Raw genomic sequence first — 22,212 nt, 5'->3', positions numbered from 1 at the left:
CAACGAAAGGCCCTAGGATTGGAGGCGGCTGGCATGCCCAGGCCCATCTGGAGTGGTTCGTTGTCCTTCGGGCTGCTCAACGTTCCGGTGTCCCTCATGTCCGGCGAGCGTCGCATGGATCTGAGCTTTCGCATGTTGGACGCTCGAAACAAAAAGCCCATTCGCTACGAGCGGGTCAACGCCGAAACCGGCGAAGAAGTGCCTTGGAAGGACATCGTCAAAGCCTTTGAATACGACAAGGGCAGCTACGTCGTCATAGAGAAAGAAGACATCGCCGCGGCCGCCCCCGAGACGCACGAGTCCATCGACGTGGAGGCCTTTGTCGACGCCGAGAGCATCGGGCTGAGGTTCTTCGAAAAGCCCTACATCTTGGTGCCCGGCAAGAAGGCCGAAAAGGGCTATGTCCTGCTCCGAGAGACCCTGAAGGAAACCGGCAAGGTGGGCATCGCCAGGGTGGTCATCCGCACGCGCGAATACATTTGCGCGGTGATGCCCGAAGGCGATGCGTTGATCATGATCCTGCTTCGCTACCCGCAGGAGTTGGTGGCTCCGGACGAATACAAACTGCCGCAGGGGGGGGCGTCGGACTACCGGGTTGCGCCCAAAGAGCTCGAAATGGCCAAGCAGCTGATTGAGAGCATGACCTCTGAGTGGGAGCCGGACAGCTACCAGGACGAGTTCCGCGAGCGCCTGTCCGACATCATCAAGAAGCGGGTGAAGCAGGCCGGAGCCACGACCACCTTCGAGGAACCGGAACATCGCGAGGACTCGGCGACCAACGTGGTGGACTTCATGGCGCTGCTCCAGAAGAGCTTGGAAACCAACAAGCGCACCCCGGCGAAAGCAACGCCGATGAAGACTGCCTCCAAGTCCTCCTCCAAAGACAGCAAGCCTGCCAAGAAGGCCGCCATAAAGAAGGCCCCAGCAAAGAAAGCCGCAAAGAAAGCCCCCGCCAAGAAGGCTCTAAAGAGCGCCTGATCACCCAAGGAGAATCCCATGAGCGACGACAAGAAGAACACCGGCAGCCCGGACCGCGACCGCATCAACGTCAACGAAGACTACGAGCTCCAGTATTGGACCAAGGCGCTGGGCGTGTCCGCCGACGAGCTCCGGGCCGCCGTCAAAGCCGTGGGCCCCACCGCTGCGGCCGTTCGCAAGCACCTGGGCAAGTAACGAGGAGCCGTCATGTCCTTGGTCGAATACCGCCGTAAGCGCCGCTTTGACCAGACCAAGGAGCCCGAACCCGGCAAAGCGCTGCCAAAAGGGCAGCGCGCCATTTTCGTGGTGCAGCTCCACCACGCCAGCCGCCGACACTACGACTTCCGCTTGCAAGTCGGCGACGCCCTGAAGAGTTGGGCGGTGCCGAAGGGGCCCAGTTACGACCCCAAGGTCAAGCGCATGGCCGTGGAAGTAGAAGACCATCCCGTCGACTACGCCAGCTTCGAAGGCGAGATCCCCAAAGGGCAATACGGTGGTGGGCACGTGGCCCAGTTTGATCACGGCGTATGGGCCACCCAAGGAGACCCAGAGGCACAACTTGCCAAGGGTCACCTGCGCTTCGAGCTGTTTGGCACCAAGCTCAAAGGCGGGTGGCACCTGGTCCGCTCCGGCAAGCCTGCCCGTCAGCCGCAGTGGCTGTTGTTCAAGGACGACGATGCGTATGCGAGCGATCTGGAAGCGGACGATCTGCTCGCCGATGTGTCGGCGGCCCCAACGGCAGACATCAAGAGGGCCGGCGGCGGTAAAGCCGACAAGAAGAAGCTCAAAGCCCTCCCTGCAAAGCGTGCGCGACGGAAGAACTGGGCCAAGAAGGCCTTGGCCCTGCCCAAAGCGAAAGAGGCGGCCCCGCCTTCCAGCCCCTTCGTGCCCCAGTTGGCCAAGCTGGGGGACGCCCCACCGCAGGGCGACCAATGGGTCCATGAGATCAAGTGGGACGGGTATCGGATCCTCGCAACGGTCGCCGATGGGGCCGTCCGGCTCTGGTCCCGGAACGCGTTGGAGTGGACCGACAAGATCCCCGAGATACGCGACGCAGTAGCGGCATTGGGCCTCACTTCTGCGGCTTTGGATGGCGAACTCATCGCCGGATCGGGCACCAAGGAGGACTTCAACCTGCTCCAGGCGACATTGTCCGGGGAGCGGCAAGGCGCGCTGGCCTACGCGCTCTTCGACCTGCTGCACCTCGATGGCGTGGACGTGGCCGCAGCACCCCTGTTGGAGCGCAAGGCGCTCCTGCAGGAGCTGCTGGCGGGCCAGGCCGGCCACTTGGCCTTCAGCTCTCACGTCCAAGGCGACGGCAACGAAGCCTACCGCCTGGCTGGCGAACAGCACTTTGAAGGCATCATTTCCAAGCGCGCCGATCGCGGCTACCACCCCGGCCGCAGCGACGACTGGCGCAAGACCAAGCAGCTGGCCAGCGACGAGTTCGCCGTGGTCGGTTACACGGCCCCCAAGGGCAGCCGCAGCGGCTTTGGCTCGCTCCTTCTGGCCAAACCTGATCCCGAACACGGTTGGCTCTACGTGGGCCGGGTGGGCACCGGGTTCTCCGACGCCTTGATCAAGGACGTGAGCAAGAGGATCCAAGGGGGAGGCAAGAAGCCGACGGCCTACGTGCCCACCGAGGACACCGATCTTCGCTCTGCCACGTGGTTCGAGCCGCGCTTCGTGGTGGAGGTGTTCTATCGCGGCATCGGGGGGCAGCAACTGCTGCGCCAAGCCTCCTTGAAAGCCGTGCGGGCCGACAAGGAAGTGAATGATTTGGCGGATTCGGATCGCGCCGCCCCGGCGAAACCGGCCCGTGGCAAACGGGCATCGGCGGCGTCTTCTGCCCGCAAGACCGCCGCAACGCCTCAAGTCGAACGCGTGCCCCCCAAACTGTCCTCCCCGAGCAAGGTCCTTTTCCCTGGCGACGGCTATACGAAGCAAGACGTTTGGGATTACTACTCGGCAGTGATGGATCACCTGCTCCCAGAGGTGATCAAACGGCCCCTCTCGATCATTCGCTGCCCCGCCGGCACCGGCAAGCCTTGCTTCTTCCAGAAGCACCACACCGCCGGGCTGGAGCTGGTGGACTCGGTCAAGTTGAAGGAGGACAGCGGCATCAACGCCCACTACCTCGTAGTGCGCGACGCGGCCAGCTTGCTGGAGCTGGTCCAGTTCAATGCCCTGGAGTTCCATCCGTGGGGAAGCCACGCGGAGGAGCCCGACCGGGCGGATCGGGTCGTGTTCGACCTGGATCCCTGCCCGGACGTGCCCTTCGCCGAAGTGAAAAGGGCCGCCACCGATATCCGGGAGCTTTTGGTCCAGCTGGAGTTGGAGTCCTTCCTTCGGGTATCCGGAGGCAAGGGCCTGCATGTCGTGGTGCCCCTCAACCCGGGGTGCGACTGGGACCTGACCAAGCGCTTCGCCAAAGGATTCGCCGACGCGCTGGCCCAGTCGGAACCTCAGCGGTTCTTGGCCACCGCCACCAAGGCCCTGCGAAACAAGCGGATATTCGTCGATTACCTCCGCAACGGACGAGGAGCCACCGCCGTGGCGTCCTATTCACTGCGAGGGAGGCCTGGCGCTCCGGTGGCCATGCCCTTGGCGTGGAGTGAGCTGGCCAAGCTCAAGCGGGCTGACGCGTTCACGATCAAGGACGTGCCGGGCAAGCTGAAACGTCGCCGCAAGGATCCTTGGGAGGGCATCGATGCGTTGAAGCAGAACTTGTCGAAATGGGCCCGAAACGACTAGCCGCTATCCCCGCGGTCGTGTCCGAGCGTAGACGGGCAGACGCGAGCGTCGTTGGCAGCTGCCGAGCACGTGATGAGCACGCGGGCTTGATGCCGGCTCCTGTCCAATGAGCCTCATGCAGTGCGATGCTCCCGCTCCGACCCCGGTGACCGTCTGGACCATCGGGCATTCCACTCGACCTTGGGACGAGTTCTTACACCTGCTGTTCGCACAAGGCATCTCGGCGATCGCGGACGTGCGTCGTTTCCCAGGATCGCGTCGTCACCCTTGGTTCGCATCCGAGCAGATGGCTAAAACGCTGCCAGCGCACGGCGTGGAGTATCTTTGGATTCCTGAACTGGGCGGGCGGCGCAAGGTGCAGCCGGATTCGCCCAATGGTGCGTGGGACAACGCCGCGTTTCAGGGCTACGCAGACCACATGGCGACCGCCGAGTTCGCCGGCGGGCTATCGAAGGTGCTTGCACTGGGGGGCGAACATCGGACCGCGCTGATGTGCGCGGAGGCACCGTGGTGGCGTTGCCACCGACGTCTCATCTCCGACCTGCTGACGCACCGGGGCCATGAGGTGCTGCACATCGTGTCCCACGCCGAACCCAAACCGCATCCGCTGAACCCGATGGCGCAGGCCGTCGGGCCAGCGCTTGTCTACCCACCGGCTCAGACGGAGCTGTTCTGAACCAACCAGTAGGGCGATCGCGTGTCGGGCCCGCTCGGCGCATTTTCTCCCTATCGAAGCTATGCGGACATGTCGGCTGCCTTGCAGTTGGCGCGCGCTTGCCGCACGGTGTTGTTGATAGACGACGGGCAGCCGCGCAACCCTGCCTGAATCGGCTTAGGCGGTCGTCCCTGGTCCCAGCTTCAGGTAATGGATCGGAGGCTGCCCCGTCAGAAAGTTGGCGTTCTCCTGAGGGATTCAGACTGGCTTTCGATCTTCATGTCTGCCATGAAGTAGTCTGGGATGGATGGTGAAGCGCAGGTTAGAAAACGATGCAAGGGGGAGGGGAATGAGGAGTGCTCAGTATGATTCGCTTTGCAGCGCGCTCGATAGGATACATGGACGGCAAGCGCTGACGGATTTCGCCTCGGATTGGGGCCTCCACCGCAGTCCCAGCGAGGATGGCACAGTGGAGGTATGGAAAGGCGCGGCGATGGGGGCTGGCGTTGAGATCTTGTTGCTTCCGCCCGTGTCCGCTTCCAGCGACTGGGCCATCTCGACGCTGGTCACGGTCGGAGGCCGGGTCGAGCATGTCAGGCGACGTCCGTTTGGGATCTGACGAAGAGTGGCTGCTAAACGCCTACGACGGCCTTCCTTGGTGCAGCCAATACTGGGTCAGCAGGGAGGCGATGCGTCGGTTCGTCGACGTCGACGCCAAGCCAGGATCTGTCCCACCACGGCCGTGAGCAGCAGCAGGGCATTGGTCACCACAAACACCGTTGACCCCAAAAGTGCACTGTAGACGGTGAAAAGGGTGGACGCGGTCATCTGACCGACGAACAGCCACTTGGAGACCGTTTCGGGGTGGGGAGACTGCCACTGTTTGATCATTTGCCGGACCAGCGTGGCAATCAGCACTACGGTTGCAGCCCAGCCGAGAACATCAGGATGCATGGCCGCTCACCCGTCCTTTGAGTCGTGGACAGTTGAACCGTCTTGGTCGTGCGCCGGGCGCTTATGAGGCTCCTCAATGATTTCCTTGTTGAGGATGCGAACCTCACCCACCATCAGCAGGCGCATGTCGCGCACGATGTAGTCGGCCAACGCCTCATTGGTGATGTCGTCACCGGCGATGTCCAGCCGGAAGCCTTGGCCCTGAATCCCGCCCCCGTTGCTGAAATCAATCTCGAAATCAAAGCACACCCGCTTATCCATGTTGCCCTCTCCATCGGTGAGATTGGGCGGCACTGAAGGGCCGCTTGCTACGCTAAAGGCGATCATCGGCGTAAGGGGGCAGCCCACAACTGGCCCCATGCCCGGATCTGAGGGCAGGCTCACTGCCGTTCCCGCTTTCGGCGGTCGTAGAGTTTCATGTCTGCGCGATTGATGGTATCGGCCACCGATTCCGAGGGCCGACCAATGGCGCAACCGCCGGAAAAGCGGATCGGTGCCTCGCCGGCGCGCTCGTGGTAGGTGTCCTCCAACACGCTCAGCCGTTCCAACGTCGCATCGGGGACGAACACGAGGAACTCGTCGCCCCCGAGCCGAACCACCGCTTCCTCGCCTTGGAGCGGGGCGGACAGGAAAGCCACGAAGTCGACCAGCACCTTGTCGCCTTGGGCGTGGCCTTGGGTGTCGTTGACTTCTTTGAAGTGGTCCAAGTCAAACACCAGACAGCCCCACCCATCGAACTGCTGGTGGGCCAGATCGGCCAAGTAGCGACGGTTGAACGCTCGGGTGAGCGGGTCGCGGGTCGCCAAGTCGTGGAGCTGCTGCTCAGTCGTGATGTCTTGCGCGTGGCCCAGCACGTAGGGCGGTTGGGCTTCTGTGTCCAGCACGTTGTGATACGCCCAGAAGCGGCGCGATCCGTCGCGGGCCACCAGCTCCATCATGCCCGAGTCGCTCTCGTTTTCCCGGATGCGATCCAAGTAAGCCTTGAACGCGTCCTGCTTGCTCTGGGGAATGAGCTCGGCCAGCGATCGGCCGACGACGTCACCCTCCGAGAGACCCAGTGAGTGCGAGGCCGCAGGGTTGACCGACGTGACCGTCCCGTCCAAGGAATGCGTGCAGATGAGGCCGAGGCTGTGTTGGAACAGCCTGCGGTAGCGTGCCTCGCTATGCGCCAAGGCCTCGACCGCCGCCCGTTGCTCCGTCACGTCTTGGATCGCGCCGATCAATCGGGCACCGGTTTCGGTCTCTTCCCGCTGGCCCACCACGTGGACCCACGTGCGCTCCCCCGAAAGCTTGCTGGACGGAAGGGTCAAATCGATGGGCACACCCGATGAGATACAGTCTTCCAGGGCGGCCTCCAGCCGCTGCCGTGCGCCTTCCGGACACAGGGCAATCGCCGTGTCCAGGCCGGGCACCGCGTCGTCAGAGACGTCATGGATCCTCCGGGTCTCCTTGGTCCATTTGACTTCTCCAGTTCCAAGCACCAGCTCCCACCCTCCGACCTTGGCCAGTGCATTGGTGCGCTCCAGAAAGAACTGGCTTCTCTGAAAACGCCGTTGCAAGGCCTGGGATTCGCTGACCCGCTCAAGAAGGCGAGCGCGCTGCTGCATGCCGACTGCGGCGGCCTGGGCCAAGCATGACAGGGCTGCTCCCTGCTCCGCTGAGATCGTTCCCGGGTTTGGGCTGAGCAGGCAAAGCGTTCCCACGTTCTGGCCATTGGCGCTGATGGGCGCGCCGACATAGTGGCGGACGAAAGGAGGACCCAAGACCAACGGGTTGGTCGAAAAGCGGGCATCCTGGCCGGCGTCTGCCACCTCAAACGGCTCATCGGACTGGATGGCCCAGGTGCAGAAGGCAATGTCGCGGGGCGTCTCGTCCACACCGGGAAGGCCTATCTGGGCCTTGAACCATTGGCGGTCCCCGTCCACCAAGGAGATCAGGGCGACCGGCATGCCCGTCATGTTTCTCGCGGCCCGCATCAGCGCATCGAAAAAGGGCTCGGGGTCGGAATCCAGGATCCGCAACGACTCCAGAGCAAACTGACGGGCGGCCTCAGCCATCGGTCACCTCTATCACGGTAGGCTACCGCTCTAGCTTAGTCAGGGAATGCGTGTTGGGCCGGTGAACCCTACAGTATGGCCCTCCGCCATCGCGCCTCCGCTCCGCACCACGCTAAGCATTGCTCCCGCTGTCCAAAGCTTTGCCGGCGCCCGGTAGCCCTTGGACATTGCGGCATTGCATGGTGGAAGGTGGGGGTGGGCACGGTCAGTCCCCCGCAACCGCCGAGGCCTGCTCCAGTGGTCGGCGTACGGCATCCCCTCAGTGACTCTTGAGGGTCAACCTCCGTGGCAGTTGCCACGGGAGAGCCGGGGTTGGGCCGTTGAGGATTTACAGCGGTCTCGCAAAAGGGCAGGATCGGGGTTTGACCAACCCCAAGGGAAAGCCGTGGCACTTACGCTTGAACAAATCCGAAAGAAAAAGGCCGAGGCCGAGGCCTTGCTGGCCGAAATGGAAAAAGCCGAAAGCGAAGCGGTCGCCGCTGAAGCCGGGGCCAGCTTTGCAGGAGTCTATGAGACCTTGCAGCAGTTTGGGCAGCATTACACAACGAAGCAGAAGAACGATCTGAAGGCGCTGCTTGAGCCACGCAAGGCGGTTTCCGCGAGCGCCGGCATCAGTCGCGCCCCGAAGTTCCAGATCCCGGACGGCACCACCTGGGCTGGCACTGGACGTCAGCCGAAGGCCTTCCTTGCGTGGGCCGAAACCGCTGAAGGCAAGGCGTGGAAAAAGAAGCACCCGGACCAGGAATGGCCGGCGCACCCGTTCAAGGCCTGATTGCCATTGAGCGTTGCAGACAGAGCCCCGGGAAACCGGGGCTTTTTTGTGGGCGTTGAAATCAAGGGAAGGCAAAGCGGGGCTGGGGCGGGAGCCCCGGCCCATGTCCTAACCCTCCCCGGAGGGGGCTTTTCAGGCGCGGCCCAGGCCGCGTTCTTTTGATCTCTTGAAAAGAAAAAAGCAACGCCAAAATCAAAAGCGGCTCAAATCAAAAGCGTTGTGTGGAGAAGGGGCGGGAGGGGCCTCGGCTTCCGCCGGGCCCGGCGCTTGGCTGGAAAATGTGCTGCGCTTCAAGTTCTTCAACGCTTTGCTGCCATTTTGGCAGTTTTGATATTTAGTCGATAAAACGTAGGGTGAAAGTATTGCGATTTTTTGTAGGCGGCTTAGTTTGAGTGGGTAGCGAGGGAGTGCCCCCTCTTCAAAGGTTTTCGTATGATTGCTTATGTTATTGGCCGGTCAGGCTTTGCTCCCCTTGGTTGTCGGGGGTGCTTCTAATGGCCCACCACCACGCCAGGCCCCTCCAACTCAAGTCGGGCGAATGGGGCGCCCGGGTGCCCACCCAGAATGTTCAGAACGGCGACAGGCTCACCGTGGTTGCCCGGAGCGGCAGCTCGTGGGAAGCCGTCGTGGTCGGCGTGGTTTGGCAAGGCCCGGAGGCCGCGATTTGTCAAACCGCCCGGGGGCTCATGCGGTGTGGGTGCTGCGGGGAAGTGGGGCAGAAAGGGGCCTATCCCTTCTCAACGTATCCGGCAGAAATGCAGCGTTGCGACGATTGCGGGGGTTCGGCATGAAGCCCCCAGCAACGCGTCGCCGCCGCTATTTCGCCTATCAACGCCGCTCGGGGTCCACGTGCTACTTCGACAAAGCCATGCATGCCCACCTGCAGCGGTATCCGCACACCATCGGCCATTACCAGCTCACGCGCTTCCTGGGCACCTCCGCGTTGCTGACCGCTGAAGAGGCGGCCGCCCAAGGATGGATGGCCAAGCCCAGCCGGAGGACCGCATGACAAGGCGCTACGTCCTCTGGCCCTCACAAGCAGGGTTCGAATGAAAGAGTTGATTGAAATCGAGAACGCCGGTTACCGCCACCGGGTCAAATACATGTGCGACTCAGAAGATGGCTTTGGCGTAGTGACTCGCCAGGAATACAGCTACCTCAAAGATGGGATTGTGGTCTGGAGTCAAGAGTTTCCGGCGGGCGTTTCGTTTCGTGAGATGGCCCTCGTTTTTATGGATTCGGGGTTGTATGTAAGAGCAGACCTGAAGGAGAAGAGGAGGAGCGGATGAGCCGCTACACGCTACAACCCAAGCGGAACAACATGCCACTTGTGGAGACCATCCATGAAACGTGGATTGACGCGCCCAGCAAAGCCGCGTTTCAAGCCCTGGCCGCCGCGCAAGGCCTGAGCATGCGCGCTGCACTGGCTCAACTCATCGAGCAACACGCCCAGATTCGAGAACCGTTTTCCCCTCGATGCCCGACGCCGTGGGCCGGAGAGGCAAAGGGGCGAGAGCGCTATAAAACCGCGCTTCCCAGTGTGCAGGTGGCTCCCCAGGTCGCCATGGCCCTGCTCATCGACGCCAACCGAATCGGCATTCGTCAGCCAGAAGCCGTTCGCCAGTTGGTCTGGCGATGCATCCAATCCAGCGCCTGACGAATCGGACTGCCTTTTGCGGGCATGGGGCCAAGGACAGCCACGCGGACGCTGGGGCGGAAGCCCCGGCCCTGGGCCTTTCCTCCCCGAAGGGGGCTTTTCAGGCGCGGCCCCGGGCCGCGTTCTTTTGAGATCTAGGAGAGAGAAGGCAACGGCAAAAGTGGCTCAAAGCAAAAGCGCATTGGGGAAAGGGCAGGTGGGGCCTCGGCTTCCGCCGGGCCCGACGCGGGGCTGGGAATGTGAGGTGTTTCAAGGTTTTTGTATTTTCTGCGTCTGCTCATCATTTTTGTTTTTTAGTCAGAAAAATGTAGGGTTAATCTATTGCGAAAAGTTGGTTTTCTTTTACCTTGAGATCAGAGAAGGGCGCCGATGCTCTTTAACCAAAGGAAACCCCATGTTGACGTTCTTTGCTTTTTGCCTCTTGGCTGGATTGGTCGCCGGACTGGCCATTGCTGACCGACTGGATGCGCTCTGATGAATACCCGCAGCCAAACCCAAGCGCCCGCCCGGTCCTCCGTCGCCACCACCTCAGCGCTCCTGCGATTCCTGTTCGACGCCATGTCGGGGATGGGGGCGGCCAAGCTGGGATGGGAGATGGTCACCGACCCCAAGGCCAAGCTGTCGGACATCGCCCTCGGCGTGCCGCTTTGCCTGGCTCCTCCAACGATTGCGGCCACCTGGGCGCTTTGCTTGTTCGGCATCGCCCAACACCACCAACTTTTTTGAAACCCGAACCCCTGACAACCACGGAGGACCCCGCTCGTGCGCAAACTTTTCAACAAACTGCTCAACATCGCCCTTTTTGGCATGGTTCTGTTCGCCCTGGACCAAGTCCCGGAACGCCTGGATCGCATGTCGCAAACCGCCCAGAACCTGGTTCAGCAGGTGGGCTACTCGGGCCCCATGCAGGGCATCCCCTCGGGCGTGCCAGACGGTTACGAGTTCTGATGACCCCCGCACCCTGGCCATCGTCGGAGCTCGTTCGCCTCGCATGGAGCGATAGGCTCGTCTCACGTCTCTGAAGGCGCAGCGACGTGCGCGGCAGCCAGGGCGGCCGCCAGATCACGGTTCAGTGCTCGCGCTTCTGCCCGCAGTTCGCTCCAGTTCGGTGTCCCGACCGGGCCTTGGCCACGGACCGACGCGAGCCAAGCATGGGATCGCAGCCTGGTCGCCTCCGCGGCTGGCGTCGAGGGCCTGAGGGCGTCCAACGCTGCCAACTGGATTTCCAGAAGGTTGATGTCCATCAGCGCCTGCAACTGCTCCGGTGCCATCGGGCTTGGCGCATCCCGCCGCAGCCACCAGCGTCGAAGTCGTTTCAGCATGTCTCCTCTTCCCTGAGATCGTTGACGTTACTCGGGAGGATCGATGTCCACGCCGCGGCTCTGGGCGTAATCCCTCACCTTCTTCAGCAGCTCTCGCTGCTGCTCTGGGTCAAGCCGCGACATCACCAACAACGTCTCCGCCATGAGATCGTTGGTGGCATGGAAATAGGCGACCGGCAAGCCCAGCGCTTGGGCCAGCTTTTCCATCGTGGCTGGATCCGGCACCCGATCTCCTCTCTCGTAACGAGAAATCCTGGGAGCGGCGGAGTTCTCCTCGTCCAACCCAAGCACGGCTCCCAACTCTGCTTGCGTCAGGCCCTTGGCCAGCCGGGCCTCGCGTAAGCGGCGGCCAAACGTGTGAGCTGGGGCGAGAGGGGCAGGCATGGGCGATCACGAACCGGGAACAATCCCTCAGTCTGCCGCTTCCCATGCTGCACCGCATTTGCCAAAATGGCAAACAAGGCCATGGTGGCCGGGATCAGGGGGATGCATGAAGCAAGCGATTGCAGCCGTGGCCGTGTGCCTAGCGTTGGCCAGCGGCACCGCCACCGCTCAGCACGGCATTCTGGGAAAGATTGGCAAGGGGTTGATGCAGGCGGGGAAAGATGCAGCCTCCGCGCCTGCGACCAAGCGTTACTTGGAACCCGCCGGCACTTATTGGGACGACGGCGACCCTCCGATGCTCGACGGCTACACCCGGATCCGGTGGGGCTTGGCGGCCACCGCGTCGGGTGGTCACAAGATGTGCGAAGAAGACCTCTTTGCCCAAGCCAAGGCCGGCGCGGCGCTGACACCGGCCATGCGGGCCCACTGCATCGGCTCATGGGGGCACCAGTTCAAACGCATAGGCCTGCAGGGCGACCCGGCGTCTGCGTTTGAGGCCAAGGCGCGGCAGATCGCCTCTACCGATGCGTTCTACCTGCGGCCCTACATCGACGTGGAGATCGACCCCAAGACCAACATTCTCCACGCCTACGTGCTGGTCATGAACCACGACTGGTATCCCCGCTCGCCTGACTTTCTTCCGACGGCCGTTATCGGCCCTTCGCCGTTGGGCAAGGGCAGTGCGGTGGTCGGGGTCGAGCATGGCGGGCGCTACCACGCCGCGCTGCGATTGAAGCCGGAAGACGCGGCCGAGCTGCGACGGGTGGGGCGCGACGCCGCGGGAGACCGAATCTTTTTCAAGGTCGTGGAGGGCAGGTTGAAGCCCAACGGCCTGCCCGACATCGTTCTCCAAATCGACCGGCTGGAGATCGGCTACAAGACCCAGAACATCGGCATCACCCCCTCCAAAGACAAGGACGCATGACATGAAGCACGCACTGATCGTGGCCGCAGCAGCGGCACTCTTGACCCTGACGGCCTGCTCTGGCGACAAGGGCCCCACGAAGGAGGACGGGGTGAAGGTCGTGGAAGGCTTTTTCACCGAGCAGGGGAGGCAGGCAACCCTCCAGCGCTCTTGGCGGTTTGAAGTGACCGACGCGGGCGGCTTGGATCTCGACTGCGAGAAGAAGCCCAATGGGGATCAAGAATGCATGGTGGGCGGGTCGGTAAAAGCGCAGGGGTCCATCGGTGGCCAGCCCACTAAGCCCGAGCCGAGCACCCTCAAGCCGAAGCTGCGGGCCCTGTTCCGCCCGCAAGGAGAAGGTTGGCAAGTGGTCGAAGTGACCGACGAAGGGACGTCTGCGGGCTAAACGGGCCGCAGTCCGCCGCTTGACTGCACGCCGGTCCCGATCAAGCGTGCAGCCATCCAACAGGGGAGGACCATATGAACCGCTATCCGCCGCAGCAAGTTGTGTATGCGCCGCCGGGCCCATCCGCGCTGATCCTCCCGAGCGTCATCTTGGGCCCGTTGGGCCTGGTTGGGCTGGCGGCCGGCCTGGAGGTGATGAAGCGCGACTTCTTCATTGGCCTGGTCTGTTGTGTGCCCGGTGCGCTCGTCTTCGCGTTCTTGGCGTTTTGCCTGGCGCTCCACATCCGGGCTCAGCAGCTCTGGGACTGGCACGTCCGCACGGGGCGGATGCCGTATTTTCGGAAGCACGGCTTCCTGAAAGGGGCGCTGCTCGGGGGCGGATTGGGCGTGGTGACGGTGGTGGCGGCCGCCGTTCTGGGGTTCAAGTATGCGGAGCATCCCCAGTTTGGGGAGATCGCTACCGCAGCGTTTTACTTGGTTTGGCTCTGGGGCGTGCTGTTGATCGGCGTGCTGGCCGTAGTGTTCGGGTGGGTCAAGCGGGCGTGGGATAGAACGGCCCTCCCCAGATGATGCTCTCTGCAACTGGCCGCCTAGTCTGAATGATATATTCGCCTACCTAAGCAGCACCACGCCGGACTTACGACCGCGCCGTTCATTGGGTCAGGAAGACCAGCTGGTGCCGCCTAATGTCATTTGCAACGCGCTTAGGTAAGCGTGCGGAAACTCAATCAGGGGGAGTCATGAAGGTTATCCGAATCGTAGTCTCAGCATTGGCTCTAGTGCCTATTGCATGTTTTGCCAAGGGGCCTATAGGTATTGGAAAGCTTGAGGTTGGAGTGTCGCGCAGCGCCGTTGAGGGCCTTTCGCCCACTGACGGGGTTTACCTTGCCGCTCCTCTGGAGCCTTACGAATACAAACATTCAAGTCCAGTGTCGGGCGAGGATAAGTTTAATACGAAGATCGTCAGTCCTTTGAGTGACCAGCCTCAAGAGGCGGTTCTTACGTTCGTCGCAGGGCAGTTGCAATCGATAAATATTGATCTGGGTGATTCCAATCGGATCGTGGATAGCGTCAAGTCGTTGATCACCAGGAAGTATGGTGAGCCCAAGGTGGACAACTCCATGAAAGAAGAGCAGTGCGTCTACAAGGGCGGGCAGAACTTCAAGGTTTCTTCGGGAGCGATTCGCTACGAGTGGAAGCAGGATCGCCCAAATGCAGAAGCGGTCACAGCTTCGCTGTCGGATGTGGTGATGGACATGTGTCCTTCCAACCTGCGCTATGCGATTGGTGCGATCAAGGTTAAGAGTTTGACGATTGGTATTGCCAAGCCCGAGAAACCAGTGGTGAATCCCTTCTAAGGGCGCGTCACCTGTTCTCGGGCTCTAGCTCGATGTCAGGTTGGCCCCCGGCACGTCAACGTAATCTCTTGATAGTCCACCCGCACCGGGTTGTAGAACTGGCGATACCAGTTGAACGCCAAGGTCTGGCCCACGTTGTGCTCGTTGCACGCCGGCAGGCCTTGCTGGGTGCCAAACCCACCGTTGGGCGTGCATCCGGGCTGGCCCGTGCAGGTCGTGTAGGGCGTCGAAGCCACCACGGACGACTCGGGCCACTCCCAGCGATAGGGATTGTTGCTCTTGCCCACCAGGTCGGACGCGCACGCTTGCCGGCACACGGCCAAAGAGGTGCCTCCGCTGGTCCAGTTGTAGTCGCAGTAATGCATGCCCATGTTAGAGACACACTCAAAATCGTAGGAGTAGGCATAACGGATGTTCCCGGCGTCCGAAAGCGCGTTGCATTGCTCTTCGTAGAACGCCGACTCGCTCACGTTGGCGGGCCAGTTGCCGGGCATCGGTGCGGGCGTCTCCACCCGGTGGATGGGCACGTTGGCGATGGCCCAGTCCAGCTTTGCTTTCTCCGCTGGCGTCAGGCGCACCACCGCATCGGGATACCAGTAAGAAATGCCACTCGAACCCGAGGGGGGCGGAACGTCCTGCCCATCGGCGGAGTGCCACGCCACGACCTGCAAGCTCCCGTCGCTGCAGCGAGCAGCCGTGGGCTTGCAGGTGTTGACCTCGTTGCGACGCGCCCCTGTATCCACCCAGTTGGACCAGCCGCCATAAGTGGGGCCGGGCAGAGCGGTGGTGCCTAACGGGCAATGGGTAAACACGTCCCTCGACCGCACCTGCTGCCGTTCCCAGGTGTGCGTGCCGGTTTGACCCGACGGGCAGGCTTGCGACGTGGGGAGCCATTGATCGCGTTCCTCACGGGTGGTCCCCGGGCAGGCCTGGCAATCCCTCGCCGTCACGGCCGCCACCGTCTGGGCTTGAACCCACGCCTCGGGATGCTCCCACGCGGCGTCTGAGTTTGGATCCACGTCGCCGGGAGCGCAGACCTGGCGCGTGCGCACCGTCTCTGTGCCCCACGTGCCCGCCGGACAGCTCGCCCGGGCCGCCGAGCTTTCCGATTGCCGGCACGGCACCAAGGCCGGCGGAGCCGGGGTGGGGACCGGCGTTGGGAGCGGCTGAGGCACCGGAACGCTGGGCGCAACAGGAAGCGGCGGAACCGCCGGGGAAGGAGCAACCCCAGGGCTTGGCGACACGCTCCCAGGAACGCCCGGCACTGCATCGGGCACGCTGGGAGCGGTGGATACGGGCCCAGCCGGGGTTGGCGTTGAAGGGGCCGGGAACGCGGGCGTGGAGGGAGTGGGAAGCGTGGGCACCACGGCCACCGACGACCCGGCGACCAGGCCTGAGTAATAGACGACGTCGACCACGGCCCCATCGGCCCCGCACGCCAATCCCAGCCCGGGGATGTCCAAGGTTCCGCCTTTGCCCAACAAAACACTGGTGTTGCCCACGATCACGTCCCGCACGTTCGCGTCGCCCGCAAGGGCGGAGACGAACGGCACGCAGGCCCGCGCAGGAAGCCCGGACAGCCCCACGGAGAAGGCATCCCCCGCCAAGCGCACCGTGGCCGGGGACACAGTCACTGCACCACCCCACGCGTTGCTCATGGTCGCTGCGCTGGCTTGGCGGAAGTCGGTGGGAGCGAGCCCATCCTCAAGGACGTTCAACGTGCTGACGCCGCGGAACGTGCCGATGACGCCATGAGACCGATCAACGCGGCTGGCCAGGTCCCGAACGTTCTCGACGTCCGAGGCCACGTTGACCCGGGTGGTGACGCGGGGGTAGACCCAAAACGCGGCGGCCCCCATCGCCGTGGCAACCCCCAATGCGAGCAGCAACTCGACCAGGCCAAAGCCTGGGGCAGGAGAACGACGGCGAGGGCGGGCTTGCGGTGTCATGCATTTCAGCATGCGACACAACCGCGTTTTGACAAGCCCTGAGAGCAGTTCCTTATTTTAGTCAAAAATGTTTTGAATCAATGGGTTGACATCGGTTGGCGATGTGGTTGGATCGTGGTGTAGGAGCGGTTTAATGGGTAAACCGACCTATCCACAAAAAGAGAGTGACGACATGAAGATTCATCCCGTCGAGCCTGCCAGCACTGACCTGGCGCATTTCCAACTCCACACCGCCGCGCGGTTCCTGGACCGCACCAATGGCCTCAATCAGCTGGCCGACAAGCACCGCAGGATCCAGCGCTTGGCCACCCGCGCCCGCCATGAGCGGCGTTGGAAGAAGGAAGAGGAGCGCTTCGTATGAGCATTTTGAACATGGCCCTGCTGTTTGTCGGTGTCCTGAGCACCGCGGTGTTCTACCGGGACCTGGTCGCCAACCCCATCTCCGCCGGGCGCGCCCTGATGCGCTTCTATCAACTGCCGGCGGAGCATCGCCAAGGAAGCGTGCTGCAAGAGGTTTCGAAGGCGTGGTGGAGCATCGTGCTGGTGCCGTTCTACGTGCTGGTGGCCCTGGTGCTCATCGGGGTTCTGGGAGGTGGGCAATGAGTGCCGGGACCGAAAGCCTCATCAGGGCCATCCAAACCAACGACCCGCTGGCCTTCTATGGGTGGCTCCACACACTCAAGGGAACGTCCGACCTCGACGCTGGCGTGGCCGGCGATCCTGGCATCACTGCGTTGGCCGTCGCCTCCCTCATGTATTCCAAGGCCATCCAGTCGGACCCGGTCCTGGCGACGCGTTATGCGGCAATGATTGAGGCGCTTATGGACGCCGGGGCCAATCCGCTGGTTCAGATCGGGGAGCGGTTCGTGGTGCGACGGGGGCACACGGGGAAGCTGGAGCGGCGCCGGATCAGCGAGGGCCAGAGCCTGGTAGAAGCGTGTGGTGGGATCATGGCTCCGGCGCTACAGCGCTGGTTTGCCGACAACGCCCGGGCAGATCGGTTCAACACGGATCTTCACCGCCACCACCCGGCGTTTGTCCAGTCTTACCGGCACGTGGCAGAAGCAGAAGCAGCGTAAGAGCAAGGGCCGGCGCCTGCTCGGCGCCAAAAAGCGTAGGGGAAGAGAAGGCGGGGATGGCACCGGCTCCCGCCGGGCCCACGCATCGCTGAACCAACGACGTCTGCACGGCTAAAACCCCCTAGCTGCAGGGTCCTTGCGGGATTAGGTTTGCATTGTAGTGTGTTGCATGACCTACCCACAAAAAGGATTTCAAGCCATGCGTTTAGTCGTCTGCTGTTTCAAGGGAGGTGTGGGACGCACCACGCTTTCGCTCAACCTCGCCGCCGCGTTTGCCGGCCAATCCCGCGTGCTCGTCAACGACCGCGACCCGCAATGCGGTTCCGTGGCGTGGTCAGCGATGAGCGACGGGGAAACGCCGTTCACCGTGAGCCGTGCCTCATCCCCAGGCTTCGACCTGGAGATTCAAGACCTGCCGCCCAGCGCCCCAGTGAAAGACCAGCTGCCGGACGCGGACCTCTACATCGTCCCAACGCTGCTCGACGGGGGCAGTTACGTCGTCTACCTGCGGACCATCGACACGCTGCGACGTCAGGGCAAGCCCTTCCTGCCGGTCGCCAATCGGGTCAACCTCAAGCGGGCGGAGCACCGCCGCCGGCTGGAAGATCCCAGCCTGGCAGGCGCCATCGTCATTCCCGAGCGGGCGGCGTTGGCGAGCTACTACGAGCTTGGCGAGACCGTGTTCTCCATGCGCGGCACTGGCGTGGACAAGGCGCGAGAGGACATTCTGCGGGTGGGTCAGGCTATCCAAAAAAGATTGGCCAACCCGGGCCGGGGGCATGCATGATGGAGCTCCCAATGCTGCCCCTGCCGGATCTCATGGCTGCCAAGAAGACCCCCGCCAAGAACGCCGTTGCCAAGAAGGCACCGGCCCGCAAAGACCTGTCCAAGGCTGCGAAAGTGGTCCACGCCAAGCCGGAACGCACGTATGCGCCGCTCATCGACTTGGACCAGTTCTCCGAAGAAGAGCTGGCAGAGCTGATGGTGGCTGCAGGGGACGCGCCTGGGCGGAGAACCTATTTCGACTACTCCGAGGAGCGGCCCTACATCCGGGACGGCCAGAGGGTTCATCTGGAGGTGGGACGCGACTCCACCATGTTTGACTACCGCGACGAGAACGGGGCGCGTGTGGAGCGAACGATGGTCACCGTGCCGCCCAAGCTCCGGGAGCAGATTCAGGACGTCACCGGGGAAGAGCAGCCCATCGTCACGACAGCCATCATCGCGCTGGCGTCTTGGGCCTGCCAGGAGCTCAAAAGAACCAAGCGCCGCCTAGTCGTGACCACGGCGACCGACGACCTGGATCCGGTGCGCCGGCAGGTGAGGAAGGCGATTGTGGGCCAGGCCCGCAAGAAGCGCTGAAGCGCCCCAATCCCATTCAACAGCTAAAGACGAGATCAAGCCCCATGGAAGGCATTTTCCCCGTTGTTCTCATCGCCCTGGGTGTAGTGGTGTTTTTCGTCCACAGGGCGAACAAGGACAAGAAGGTCCTGCAAACCGTTGCTGGCGCATTGATTACCGAGGTCAAGCTGCGGGAGGCTGAAGGGCACCAGCGCGAGGCCGACGAACTCCGGAAGCAGTGGCATGCGTTGCTTCGGGCCCAGGCCACGGTCGCCGCCCGCCCACGCATAGCTATCGAAGAGTCGGAGCGTCAGGCGCTACTTTCCCTGACTGACCCCCGTCACCTGGAGCACCTCATGGCCCGATACGGTTCTCAACATGAGGCCTACGACTCGCTCATGCGATTGGCGGGCAAGGTGGAAAAGACGAGAGCGGCCCGCTAGCAGTGGAAGACCTTCGCCAACAGCTGGTTGAGACCGCCCTGGCCTGGGAGAAAGCGTTCGGCAATGCCCCCTCGATCACGTCGGCCTTATCTGAGCACGACGCGGCCGTTCTCCTGGGCTGCCCGCTGGCCGACTACTCCGTCAGCATGCGGGCCGCAACGGCGGTCCAGCGGGGCTACGACTTCCTCTACCAAGGCCTGCGTTACCAAGTGAAGGGGAACCGTCCCAATGGGAAGAAAGGGAGTGCGGTGACCTGGGTGCCCAAGCCCACCAACTATGAGTGGGATAGGCTTATCTGGGTGCTCTACAACCGACTTTATGAAGTGCAGGAGGCCTGGCTCTGGGAAAAGCAGGACTACTGGCTGCGGTTCGAAGGCATCCAGCGGCTGGGACCAGCGCACATGCGCCTGGGGCATCCGTTGGTGCCAACGAGCTGAAACCACAACGAACGCGAGTTCTATGGGCGGCCCGAGGCCGCCTTTTTTGTGCCTGGGATTTGGCTGGACGGATGGCAAAAGGGGCAGGTGCCCCTTTGGTGCGGATGAGCTAGGCGTGGGGTGGGAAAGTTGAGCGGTGGCTGGGGCGGAAGCCCTGGCTCATGCCTTCCACATTCCCGGAGGGGGCTTATCAGGCGCGGCATCGCCGTGTTCTTTTCGAGCCCTTGAAGCAAAAAAGAAAGTCAAAAGCGGCCAGGGCAAGAGCCGTCGGCGCTGCCGCCGAGTCGTGGAAGAAAAGGCAGGGAAAGGCGGCATCGGCTTCCGCCGTGCCCTGGGCTTGGCGCGAAAATGTGAGGTGCTGCAAAGTTTTTTAAAATCTGCTTTTGGCCCGTCAGATTTTAACTTTAGTCAGAAAAAGGTTGGGTTTTGCGGTTTACATTTTTCGGCCCTGTCGTAACCTGGATTCATAGGGAGGCAATGCCGCTGACCTGAAAACCAAAAAAGGTGACCACCATGCAAAACAACACTTTCATCATCCAGGCCAACTACTCCAACGGAAACTGGGAGCCCATCGACAACGCGGAATACTCGACGCTCGCCGAAGCCGAGGCTGGCATGGAAGATCTGGAGCAGAACCTGGGCTGGCGCAACATGCGCATCGTGGATGAAGCCCGTTTTGTCTGGGTCTACGGACAAGAGGGCGAGGAGGAGGGCGAGGATGCCTAAGTCCTACGCCATCCAACCCAAACAACCGGTTACGCGCCGGTTGTCTGGACCGCAGAAACAACTGATCTACATCGATGCATGCAACGTTCTGATTGAACGCGATGCGCATGTCTTGGACTTCCGCGAGCTTCTCAAGCTCTACAAAGAAGATTTGGAAAGGCGGAAGAACAACCTATTTCCGGAGACACCCTATGGCGGGTAACCCCTACGCCATCCAACCCAAGCAGCCGGCCCCGCGCCGGTTGCCCACGGTTCGCATTGCCCCGGACAAGGCCGCCCAGTTCCGCGCTCTGGCTCGCCAACAAGGCCTCACGCCTACCGCTGCCCTGGCTGCCCTGGTGGCCGCTCATGCTGACATCCGACAGCCGTTCGGCCCCCGAGCCCGTGCCCAGCATGGGCCGGATGGGAGGCGCTACGGCGCGATTCTGCCGGACCCAAAGGTGACCGAAGAGGTGGCCAAGCGCCTAGTGGAGGATGCCCGGGTGGCCGGGATCTCGCTGGGCGAGGCGATGAGGCAGTTGGTGGACCGGTGCCTGGAGCAGAGCCGGTGAAACGGGGAACAAACGGGGGAAGGGAAACGGCGGCCTGAGGGTCGCCTTTTTTATGCCTGGGGTTCGGCAAGCGGGGGGGGAAGGGGTAGGTGCCCCTTTGGGTGGTGGCTGGGTTTTTGGGGTGTGGGAGAGTTGAGCGGTGGCTGGGGCGGAAGCCCCGGCCCATGTCCTAACCTCCCCGGAGGGGGCTTTTCAGGCGCGGCCCCGGGCCGCGTTCTTTTGAGCTCTAGGAGAGAGAAGGCAACGGCAAATGCGGCTCAAAGCAAAAGCGTGGTGGAGAAAAGGCAGGTGGGGCCTCGGCTTCCGCCGGGCCCGGTGCTTGGCTGAAAACGTGAGGTGTTTCAGGGTTTTGTGTTTTCTGCGGTTGCCCGTCAGTTCTGCACTTTAGCCAAATAAATGTGTTGTTTTTGGGTTTACATTTTTACGCCCTGTCGTAACCTGGATTTGTAGGGAGGCAATACCGCTGACCTGAAAACAAACAAGGATATTTATGAAGATTCACACTCTTGCGACCGACGGAAGCCAAGTTATCGCTATCACCCAAGCTGCTTCCAGCGGCGGGAAGTATGGGCATCCTGTTATGCTTTCTGCGATTCGTTTTGACTTGACTTCATTCGATCAAGTGATGGAAGAGTTGAATAAGAACGGCCATCGCCACGAAAAGAGCTTCGAAGTGATTGAGCGCTGGAGGGTGGACGCCAGGAATCAGGGACCTCGCTCCCGCTTCGGCCAAACCTTGGCTGCTCTGCGTGAAGAGGTCGGTGACAATCTGAAGGGCAACGTGCTCTTCGCGACAGAGGACGAAGCAGAAGATGCGGTGGAATCGTTCAAGCCCATGACTCGCGCTATCGGCCTCGATATCGCTTTGCCTGCCGCAAACGCCGCAGCCCGCCAGCCGGTGCGCTTTTGACGGCACACTACGAAGCCAAGCCCACGAAGCTTAAGAAGAGCCCCGGTAAGCCGGGGCTTTTTGTTGGGCGGGGGCTAGGGAGGCATAGAAGCAAGAGCGGCCAGGGTGCCGCCTTTCTTTTGTCTGCTCCCCCGTCACCGCTGGCCCCATACACTCTTCCCCATGACTCCACCTACCACCCCAGACGGCCGTTACCTCATCGTTCGAGGGCGCCTCTGGCGAACCACCAACCCGGGCCTCAGTGAGCCGGAGAGGGCGCGCCTGGTCCACGATCTGATGGACGCGCGGCGTGCCGTGAAGTCAGCAAAAGCCAACCAGGATGGGGAAGCACTCGCCGCCGCCCGGCGCGCCGTGGACAGCGCGAAAACGGGCTTGGGCGAACGTGGCCCGGTGTGGTGGACCGATGGGGAGAGGGATTGGAACCGACACTTGGTGAAGAACTCTCCCTATGCAGGGTGGTTCGGCAATCTTGCTGAGGGTGGCGTTCAGCAAGGTAGACTTTAGATCAGCACAGTAGCCCAAGGATCGAAGGCATGGTTAAAACATTTCGATGTGAGACCGTTGAGGCGCTAGAGG

Annotated in this window: 33 protein-coding genes; 27 read left to right on the top strand and 6 right to left on the bottom strand. The window is 62.2% G+C overall.

The features are described from left to right. Positions 1 to 33 precede the first annotated feature (33 nt). The 4 genes from J3A72_RS18445 (at position 34) to J3A72_RS18430 (ending at position 4,408) form a co-directional block, all read left to right on the top strand. A complete protein-coding gene (locus J3A72_RS18445; protein WP_209572106.1) occupies positions 34 to 978 on the top strand; it encodes a Ku protein in 945 nt (314 codons plus the stop codon). Between the two features lie 18 nt (positions 979 to 996). After that, positions 997 to 1,173: a DUF3606 domain-containing protein gene (locus J3A72_RS18440; RefSeq protein WP_008266817.1), complete on the top strand. Its 177-nt coding sequence runs from the start codon at positions 997 to 999 to the stop codon at positions 1,171 to 1,173. Positions 1,174 to 1,185: 12 nt separating this feature from the next. After that, on the top strand, positions 1,186 to 3,732 hold the full coding sequence (gene ligD, locus J3A72_RS18435; protein ID WP_209572104.1) for a DNA ligase D: 2,547 nt from the start codon (positions 1,186 to 1,188) through the stop codon (positions 3,730 to 3,732). A gap of 106 nt (positions 3,733 to 3,838) precedes the next feature. Then, positions 3,839 to 4,408 (top strand): DUF488 domain-containing protein, encoded by a 570-nt coding sequence (locus tag J3A72_RS18430; protein ID WP_024957540.1) that lies wholly within the window; start codon positions 3,839 to 3,841, stop codon positions 4,406 to 4,408. Positions 4,409 to 5,062: 654 nt separating this feature from the next. On the opposite strand, the gene J3A72_RS18425 is transcribed toward J3A72_RS18430, so the two are convergent. From J3A72_RS18425 to J3A72_RS18415, 3 genes are read right to left on the bottom strand one after another with little or no spacing between them, the layout of a single operon-like run. After that, complete coding sequence (locus J3A72_RS18425) at positions 5,063 to 5,341, bottom strand: membrane protein (RefSeq protein ID WP_040008414.1); 279 nt, start codon at positions 5,339 to 5,341, stop codon at positions 5,063 to 5,065. Between the two features lie 6 nt (positions 5,342 to 5,347). Then, positions 5,348 to 5,725 (bottom strand): hypothetical protein, encoded by a 378-nt coding sequence (locus tag J3A72_RS23125; RefSeq protein ID WP_232281412.1) that lies wholly within the window; start codon positions 5,723 to 5,725, stop codon positions 5,348 to 5,350. Beyond that, on the bottom strand, positions 5,722 to 7,398 hold the full coding sequence (locus tag J3A72_RS18415) for a PAS domain S-box protein (protein ID WP_099605708.1): 1,677 nt from the start codon (positions 7,396 to 7,398) through the stop codon (positions 5,722 to 5,724). Before J3A72_RS18415 ends, J3A72_RS23125 begins: the two co-directional genes overlap by 4 nt. Before the next feature lie 385 nt (positions 7,399 to 7,783). Here J3A72_RS18415 and J3A72_RS18410 point away from each other — a divergent pair, with 385 nt between their 5' ends. The 6 genes from J3A72_RS18410 to J3A72_RS18385 all read left to right on the top strand — a co-directional run bounded on the left by J3A72_RS18410 (position 7,784) and on the right by J3A72_RS18385 (position 10,775). Further along, positions 7,784 to 8,170 carry an H-NS family nucleoid-associated regulatory protein gene (locus J3A72_RS18410; RefSeq protein ID WP_057502459.1) on the top strand — a complete coding sequence of 129 codons (387 nt, stop codon included), beginning with the start codon at positions 7,784 to 7,786 and terminating at the stop codon, positions 8,168 to 8,170. A gap of 787 nt (positions 8,171 to 8,957) precedes the next feature. Beyond that, positions 8,958 to 9,179 carry a hypothetical protein gene (locus J3A72_RS18405; protein WP_049427013.1) on the top strand — a complete coding sequence of 74 codons (222 nt, stop codon included), beginning with the start codon at positions 8,958 to 8,960 and terminating at the stop codon, positions 9,177 to 9,179. Between the two features lie 40 nt (positions 9,180 to 9,219). Further along, a complete protein-coding gene (locus J3A72_RS18400) occupies positions 9,220 to 9,459 on the top strand; it encodes a hypothetical protein (protein ID WP_040008402.1) in 240 nt (79 codons plus the stop codon). After that, positions 9,456 to 9,827, top strand: coding sequence for a hypothetical protein (locus J3A72_RS18395; RefSeq protein ID WP_049441131.1), 372 nt, complete (start codon positions 9,456 to 9,458; stop codon positions 9,825 to 9,827). The genes J3A72_RS18400 and J3A72_RS18395 overlap by 4 nt, the downstream gene beginning before the upstream one ends. 474 nt (positions 9,828 to 10,301) lie before the next feature. After that, on the top strand, positions 10,302 to 10,553 hold the full coding sequence (locus J3A72_RS18390) for a hypothetical protein (RefSeq protein ID WP_049419319.1): 252 nt from the start codon (positions 10,302 to 10,304) through the stop codon (positions 10,551 to 10,553). Between the two features lie 36 nt (positions 10,554 to 10,589). Beyond that, a complete protein-coding gene (locus J3A72_RS18385; RefSeq protein WP_008268538.1) occupies positions 10,590 to 10,775 on the top strand; it encodes a hypothetical protein in 186 nt (61 codons plus the stop codon). Positions 10,776 to 10,837: 62 nt separating this feature from the next. Here the strand turns inward: J3A72_RS18385 and J3A72_RS18380 are convergent, their stop codons facing one another. Next, positions 10,838 to 11,149, bottom strand: coding sequence for a hypothetical protein (locus J3A72_RS18380; protein WP_140222682.1), 312 nt, complete (start codon positions 11,147 to 11,149; stop codon positions 10,838 to 10,840). A gap of 27 nt (positions 11,150 to 11,176) precedes the next feature. Continuing rightward, positions 11,177 to 11,533: a helix-turn-helix transcriptional regulator gene (locus J3A72_RS18375; RefSeq protein WP_049419313.1), complete on the bottom strand. Its 357-nt coding sequence runs from the start codon at positions 11,531 to 11,533 to the stop codon at positions 11,177 to 11,179. A 106-nt stretch (positions 11,534 to 11,639) separates the two neighbouring features. Between J3A72_RS18375 and J3A72_RS18370 the strand changes: the two genes are divergently transcribed. The 4 genes from J3A72_RS18370 (at position 11,640) to J3A72_RS18355 (ending at position 14,200) form a co-directional block, all read left to right on the top strand. Further along, the gene (locus J3A72_RS18370; protein WP_049419311.1) at positions 11,640 to 12,458 is read left to right on the top strand and encodes a hypothetical protein; all 819 of its coding nucleotides are present in this window, start codon (positions 11,640 to 11,642) and stop codon (positions 12,456 to 12,458) included. Position 12,459: 1 nt separating this feature from the next. Then, a complete protein-coding gene (locus J3A72_RS18365; RefSeq protein WP_140222681.1) occupies positions 12,460 to 12,843 on the top strand; it encodes a hypothetical protein in 384 nt (127 codons plus the stop codon). Positions 12,844 to 12,917: 74 nt separating this feature from the next. Further along, positions 12,918 to 13,412 carry a hypothetical protein gene (locus tag J3A72_RS18360; protein ID WP_224119381.1) on the top strand — a complete coding sequence of 165 codons (495 nt, stop codon included), beginning with the start codon at positions 12,918 to 12,920 and terminating at the stop codon, positions 13,410 to 13,412. A 116-nt stretch (positions 13,413 to 13,528) separates the two neighbouring features. Next, positions 13,529 to 14,200 (top strand): hypothetical protein, encoded by a 672-nt coding sequence (locus J3A72_RS18355; protein ID WP_209572102.1) that lies wholly within the window; start codon positions 13,529 to 13,531, stop codon positions 14,198 to 14,200. Positions 14,201 to 14,235: 35 nt separating this feature from the next. Here the strand turns inward: J3A72_RS18355 and J3A72_RS18350 are convergent, their stop codons facing one another. After that, the gene (locus J3A72_RS18350; protein WP_140222679.1) at positions 14,236 to 16,161 is read right to left on the bottom strand and encodes a type 4 pilus major pilin; all 1,926 of its coding nucleotides are present in this window, start codon (positions 16,159 to 16,161) and stop codon (positions 14,236 to 14,238) included. A gap of 121 nt (positions 16,162 to 16,282) precedes the next feature. Here J3A72_RS18350 and J3A72_RS18345 point away from each other — a divergent pair, with 121 nt between their 5' ends. From J3A72_RS18345 to J3A72_RS18285, 13 genes are all read left to right on the top strand, one after another. Next, on the top strand, positions 16,283 to 16,510 hold the full coding sequence (locus J3A72_RS18345; protein WP_140222678.1) for a hypothetical protein: 228 nt from the start codon (positions 16,283 to 16,285) through the stop codon (positions 16,508 to 16,510). Beyond that, on the top strand, positions 16,507 to 16,752 hold the full coding sequence (locus J3A72_RS18340; RefSeq protein ID WP_140222677.1) for a hypothetical protein: 246 nt from the start codon (positions 16,507 to 16,509) through the stop codon (positions 16,750 to 16,752). Before J3A72_RS18345 ends, J3A72_RS18340 begins: the two co-directional genes overlap by 4 nt. After that, positions 16,749 to 17,228 (top strand): hypothetical protein, encoded by a 480-nt coding sequence (locus J3A72_RS18335; protein WP_209572100.1) that lies wholly within the window; start codon positions 16,749 to 16,751, stop codon positions 17,226 to 17,228. The genes J3A72_RS18340 and J3A72_RS18335 overlap by 4 nt, the downstream gene beginning before the upstream one ends. 199 nt (positions 17,229 to 17,427) lie before the next feature. Further along, a complete protein-coding gene (locus J3A72_RS18330; protein WP_209572099.1) occupies positions 17,428 to 18,015 on the top strand; it encodes a ParA family protein in 588 nt (195 codons plus the stop codon). 11 nt (positions 18,016 to 18,026) lie between these two features. After that, positions 18,027 to 18,590, top strand: a complete 564-nt coding sequence (locus J3A72_RS18325) for a hypothetical protein (protein ID WP_209572097.1) — start codon at positions 18,027 to 18,029, stop codon at positions 18,588 to 18,590. Between the two features lie 44 nt (positions 18,591 to 18,634). Continuing rightward, on the top strand, positions 18,635 to 19,012 hold the full coding sequence (locus J3A72_RS18320; RefSeq protein ID WP_209572095.1) for a hypothetical protein: 378 nt from the start codon (positions 18,635 to 18,637) through the stop codon (positions 19,010 to 19,012). 2 nt (positions 19,013 to 19,014) lie between these two features. Then, positions 19,015 to 19,449 carry a hypothetical protein gene (locus J3A72_RS18315; RefSeq protein ID WP_209572093.1) on the top strand — a complete coding sequence of 145 codons (435 nt, stop codon included), beginning with the start codon at positions 19,015 to 19,017 and terminating at the stop codon, positions 19,447 to 19,449. Positions 19,450 to 19,735: 286 nt separating this feature from the next. Next, positions 19,736 to 19,906 carry a hypothetical protein gene (locus J3A72_RS18310; RefSeq protein ID WP_209572091.1) on the top strand — a complete coding sequence of 57 codons (171 nt, stop codon included), beginning with the start codon at positions 19,736 to 19,738 and terminating at the stop codon, positions 19,904 to 19,906. A 56-nt stretch (positions 19,907 to 19,962) separates the two neighbouring features. After that, positions 19,963 to 20,175 (top strand): hypothetical protein, encoded by a 213-nt coding sequence (locus J3A72_RS18305; RefSeq protein WP_209572089.1) that lies wholly within the window; start codon positions 19,963 to 19,965, stop codon positions 20,173 to 20,175. Then, entirely contained in the window at positions 20,168 to 20,377 is a 210-nt protein-coding gene (locus tag J3A72_RS18300) for a hypothetical protein (protein WP_209572087.1), read from the top strand. Before J3A72_RS18305 ends, J3A72_RS18300 begins: the two co-directional genes overlap by 8 nt. Then, a complete protein-coding gene (locus tag J3A72_RS18295; protein WP_209572085.1) occupies positions 20,367 to 20,726 on the top strand; it encodes a hypothetical protein in 360 nt (119 codons plus the stop codon). Before J3A72_RS18300 ends, J3A72_RS18295 begins: the two co-directional genes overlap by 11 nt. Positions 20,727 to 21,216: 490 nt before the next feature. Further along, positions 21,217 to 21,636: a hypothetical protein gene (locus tag J3A72_RS18290; protein ID WP_031421750.1), complete on the top strand. Its 420-nt coding sequence runs from the start codon at positions 21,217 to 21,219 to the stop codon at positions 21,634 to 21,636. Positions 21,637 to 21,798: 162 nt separating this feature from the next. Next, on the top strand, positions 21,799 to 22,140 hold the full coding sequence (locus J3A72_RS18285) for a hypothetical protein (RefSeq protein ID WP_209572084.1): 342 nt from the start codon (positions 21,799 to 21,801) through the stop codon (positions 22,138 to 22,140). Positions 22,141 to 22,212 lie beyond the last annotated feature (72 nt).

It is taken from the genome of Stenotrophomonas sp. PvP093 (assembly GCF_017876915.1).
Classification (GTDB): Bacteria; Pseudomonadota; Gammaproteobacteria; order Xanthomonadales; family Xanthomonadaceae; genus Stenotrophomonas; species Stenotrophomonas muris.
Note: the sequence above shows the minus strand (reverse complement) of the source record. Positions and strands in the feature narration are given on the sequence as shown.

Bases quoted from the DNA above. Each gene is read 5' to 3' on its own strand.
- J3A72_RS18445 (WP_209572106.1), top strand. From the start codon at position 34: ATGCCCAGGCCCATCTGGAGTGGTTCGTTGTCCTTCGGGCTGCTCAAC.
- J3A72_RS18440 (WP_008266817.1), top strand. From the start codon at position 997: ATGAGCGACGACAAGAAGAACACCGGCAGCCCGGACCGCGACCGCATC.
- ligD (WP_209572104.1), top strand. From the start codon at position 1,186: ATGTCCTTGGTCGAATACCGCCGTAAGCGCCGCTTTGACCAGACCAAG.
- J3A72_RS18430 (WP_024957540.1), top strand. From the start codon at position 3,839: ATGAGCCTCATGCAGTGCGATGCTCCCGCTCCGACCCCGGTGACCGTC.
- J3A72_RS18425 (WP_040008414.1), bottom strand. From the start codon at position 5,341: ATGCATCCTGATGTTCTCGGCTGGGCTGCAACCGTAGTGCTGATTGCC.
- J3A72_RS18415 (WP_099605708.1), bottom strand. From the start codon at position 7,398: ATGGCTGAGGCCGCCCGTCAGTTTGCTCTGGAGTCGTTGCGGATCCTG.
- J3A72_RS18405 (WP_049427013.1), top strand. From the start codon at position 8,958: ATGAAGCCCCCAGCAACGCGTCGCCGCCGCTATTTCGCCTATCAACGC.
- J3A72_RS18400 (WP_040008402.1), top strand. From the start codon at position 9,220: ATGAAAGAGTTGATTGAAATCGAGAACGCCGGTTACCGCCACCGGGTC.
- J3A72_RS18395 (WP_049441131.1), top strand. From the start codon at position 9,456: ATGAGCCGCTACACGCTACAACCCAAGCGGAACAACATGCCACTTGTG.
- J3A72_RS18390 (WP_049419319.1), top strand. From the start codon at position 10,302: ATGAATACCCGCAGCCAAACCCAAGCGCCCGCCCGGTCCTCCGTCGCC.
- J3A72_RS18380 (WP_140222682.1), bottom strand. From the start codon at position 11,149: ATGCTGAAACGACTTCGACGCTGGTGGCTGCGGCGGGATGCGCCAAGC.
- J3A72_RS18375 (WP_049419313.1), bottom strand. From the start codon at position 11,533: ATGCCTGCCCCTCTCGCCCCAGCTCACACGTTTGGCCGCCGCTTACGC.
- J3A72_RS18370 (WP_049419311.1), top strand. From the start codon at position 11,640: ATGAAGCAAGCGATTGCAGCCGTGGCCGTGTGCCTAGCGTTGGCCAGC.
- J3A72_RS18365 (WP_140222681.1), top strand. From the start codon at position 12,460: ATGAAGCACGCACTGATCGTGGCCGCAGCAGCGGCACTCTTGACCCTG.
- J3A72_RS18360 (WP_224119381.1), top strand. From the start codon at position 12,918: ATGAACCGCTATCCGCCGCAGCAAGTTGTGTATGCGCCGCCGGGCCCA.
- J3A72_RS18355 (WP_209572102.1), top strand. From the start codon at position 13,529: ATGTCATTTGCAACGCGCTTAGGTAAGCGTGCGGAAACTCAATCAGGG.
- J3A72_RS18350 (WP_140222679.1), bottom strand. From the start codon at position 16,161: ATGCTGAAATGCATGACACCGCAAGCCCGCCCTCGCCGTCGTTCTCCT.
- J3A72_RS18345 (WP_140222678.1), top strand. From the start codon at position 16,283: ATGGGTAAACCGACCTATCCACAAAAAGAGAGTGACGACATGAAGATT.
- J3A72_RS18340 (WP_140222677.1), top strand. From the start codon at position 16,507: ATGAGCATTTTGAACATGGCCCTGCTGTTTGTCGGTGTCCTGAGCACC.
- J3A72_RS18335 (WP_209572100.1), top strand. From the start codon at position 16,749: ATGAGTGCCGGGACCGAAAGCCTCATCAGGGCCATCCAAACCAACGAC.
- J3A72_RS18330 (WP_209572099.1), top strand. From the start codon at position 17,428: ATGCGTTTAGTCGTCTGCTGTTTCAAGGGAGGTGTGGGACGCACCACG.
- J3A72_RS18325 (WP_209572097.1), top strand. From the start codon at position 18,027: ATGCTGCCCCTGCCGGATCTCATGGCTGCCAAGAAGACCCCCGCCAAG.
- J3A72_RS18320 (WP_209572095.1), top strand. From the start codon at position 18,635: ATGGAAGGCATTTTCCCCGTTGTTCTCATCGCCCTGGGTGTAGTGGTG.
- J3A72_RS18305 (WP_209572089.1), top strand. From the start codon at position 19,963: ATGCAAAACAACACTTTCATCATCCAGGCCAACTACTCCAACGGAAAC.
- J3A72_RS18300 (WP_209572087.1), top strand. From the start codon at position 20,168: ATGCCTAAGTCCTACGCCATCCAACCCAAACAACCGGTTACGCGCCGG.
- J3A72_RS18295 (WP_209572085.1), top strand. From the start codon at position 20,367: ATGGCGGGTAACCCCTACGCCATCCAACCCAAGCAGCCGGCCCCGCGC.
- J3A72_RS18290 (WP_031421750.1), top strand. From the start codon at position 21,217: ATGAAGATTCACACTCTTGCGACCGACGGAAGCCAAGTTATCGCTATC.
- J3A72_RS18285 (WP_209572084.1), top strand. From the start codon at position 21,799: ATGACTCCACCTACCACCCCAGACGGCCGTTACCTCATCGTTCGAGGG.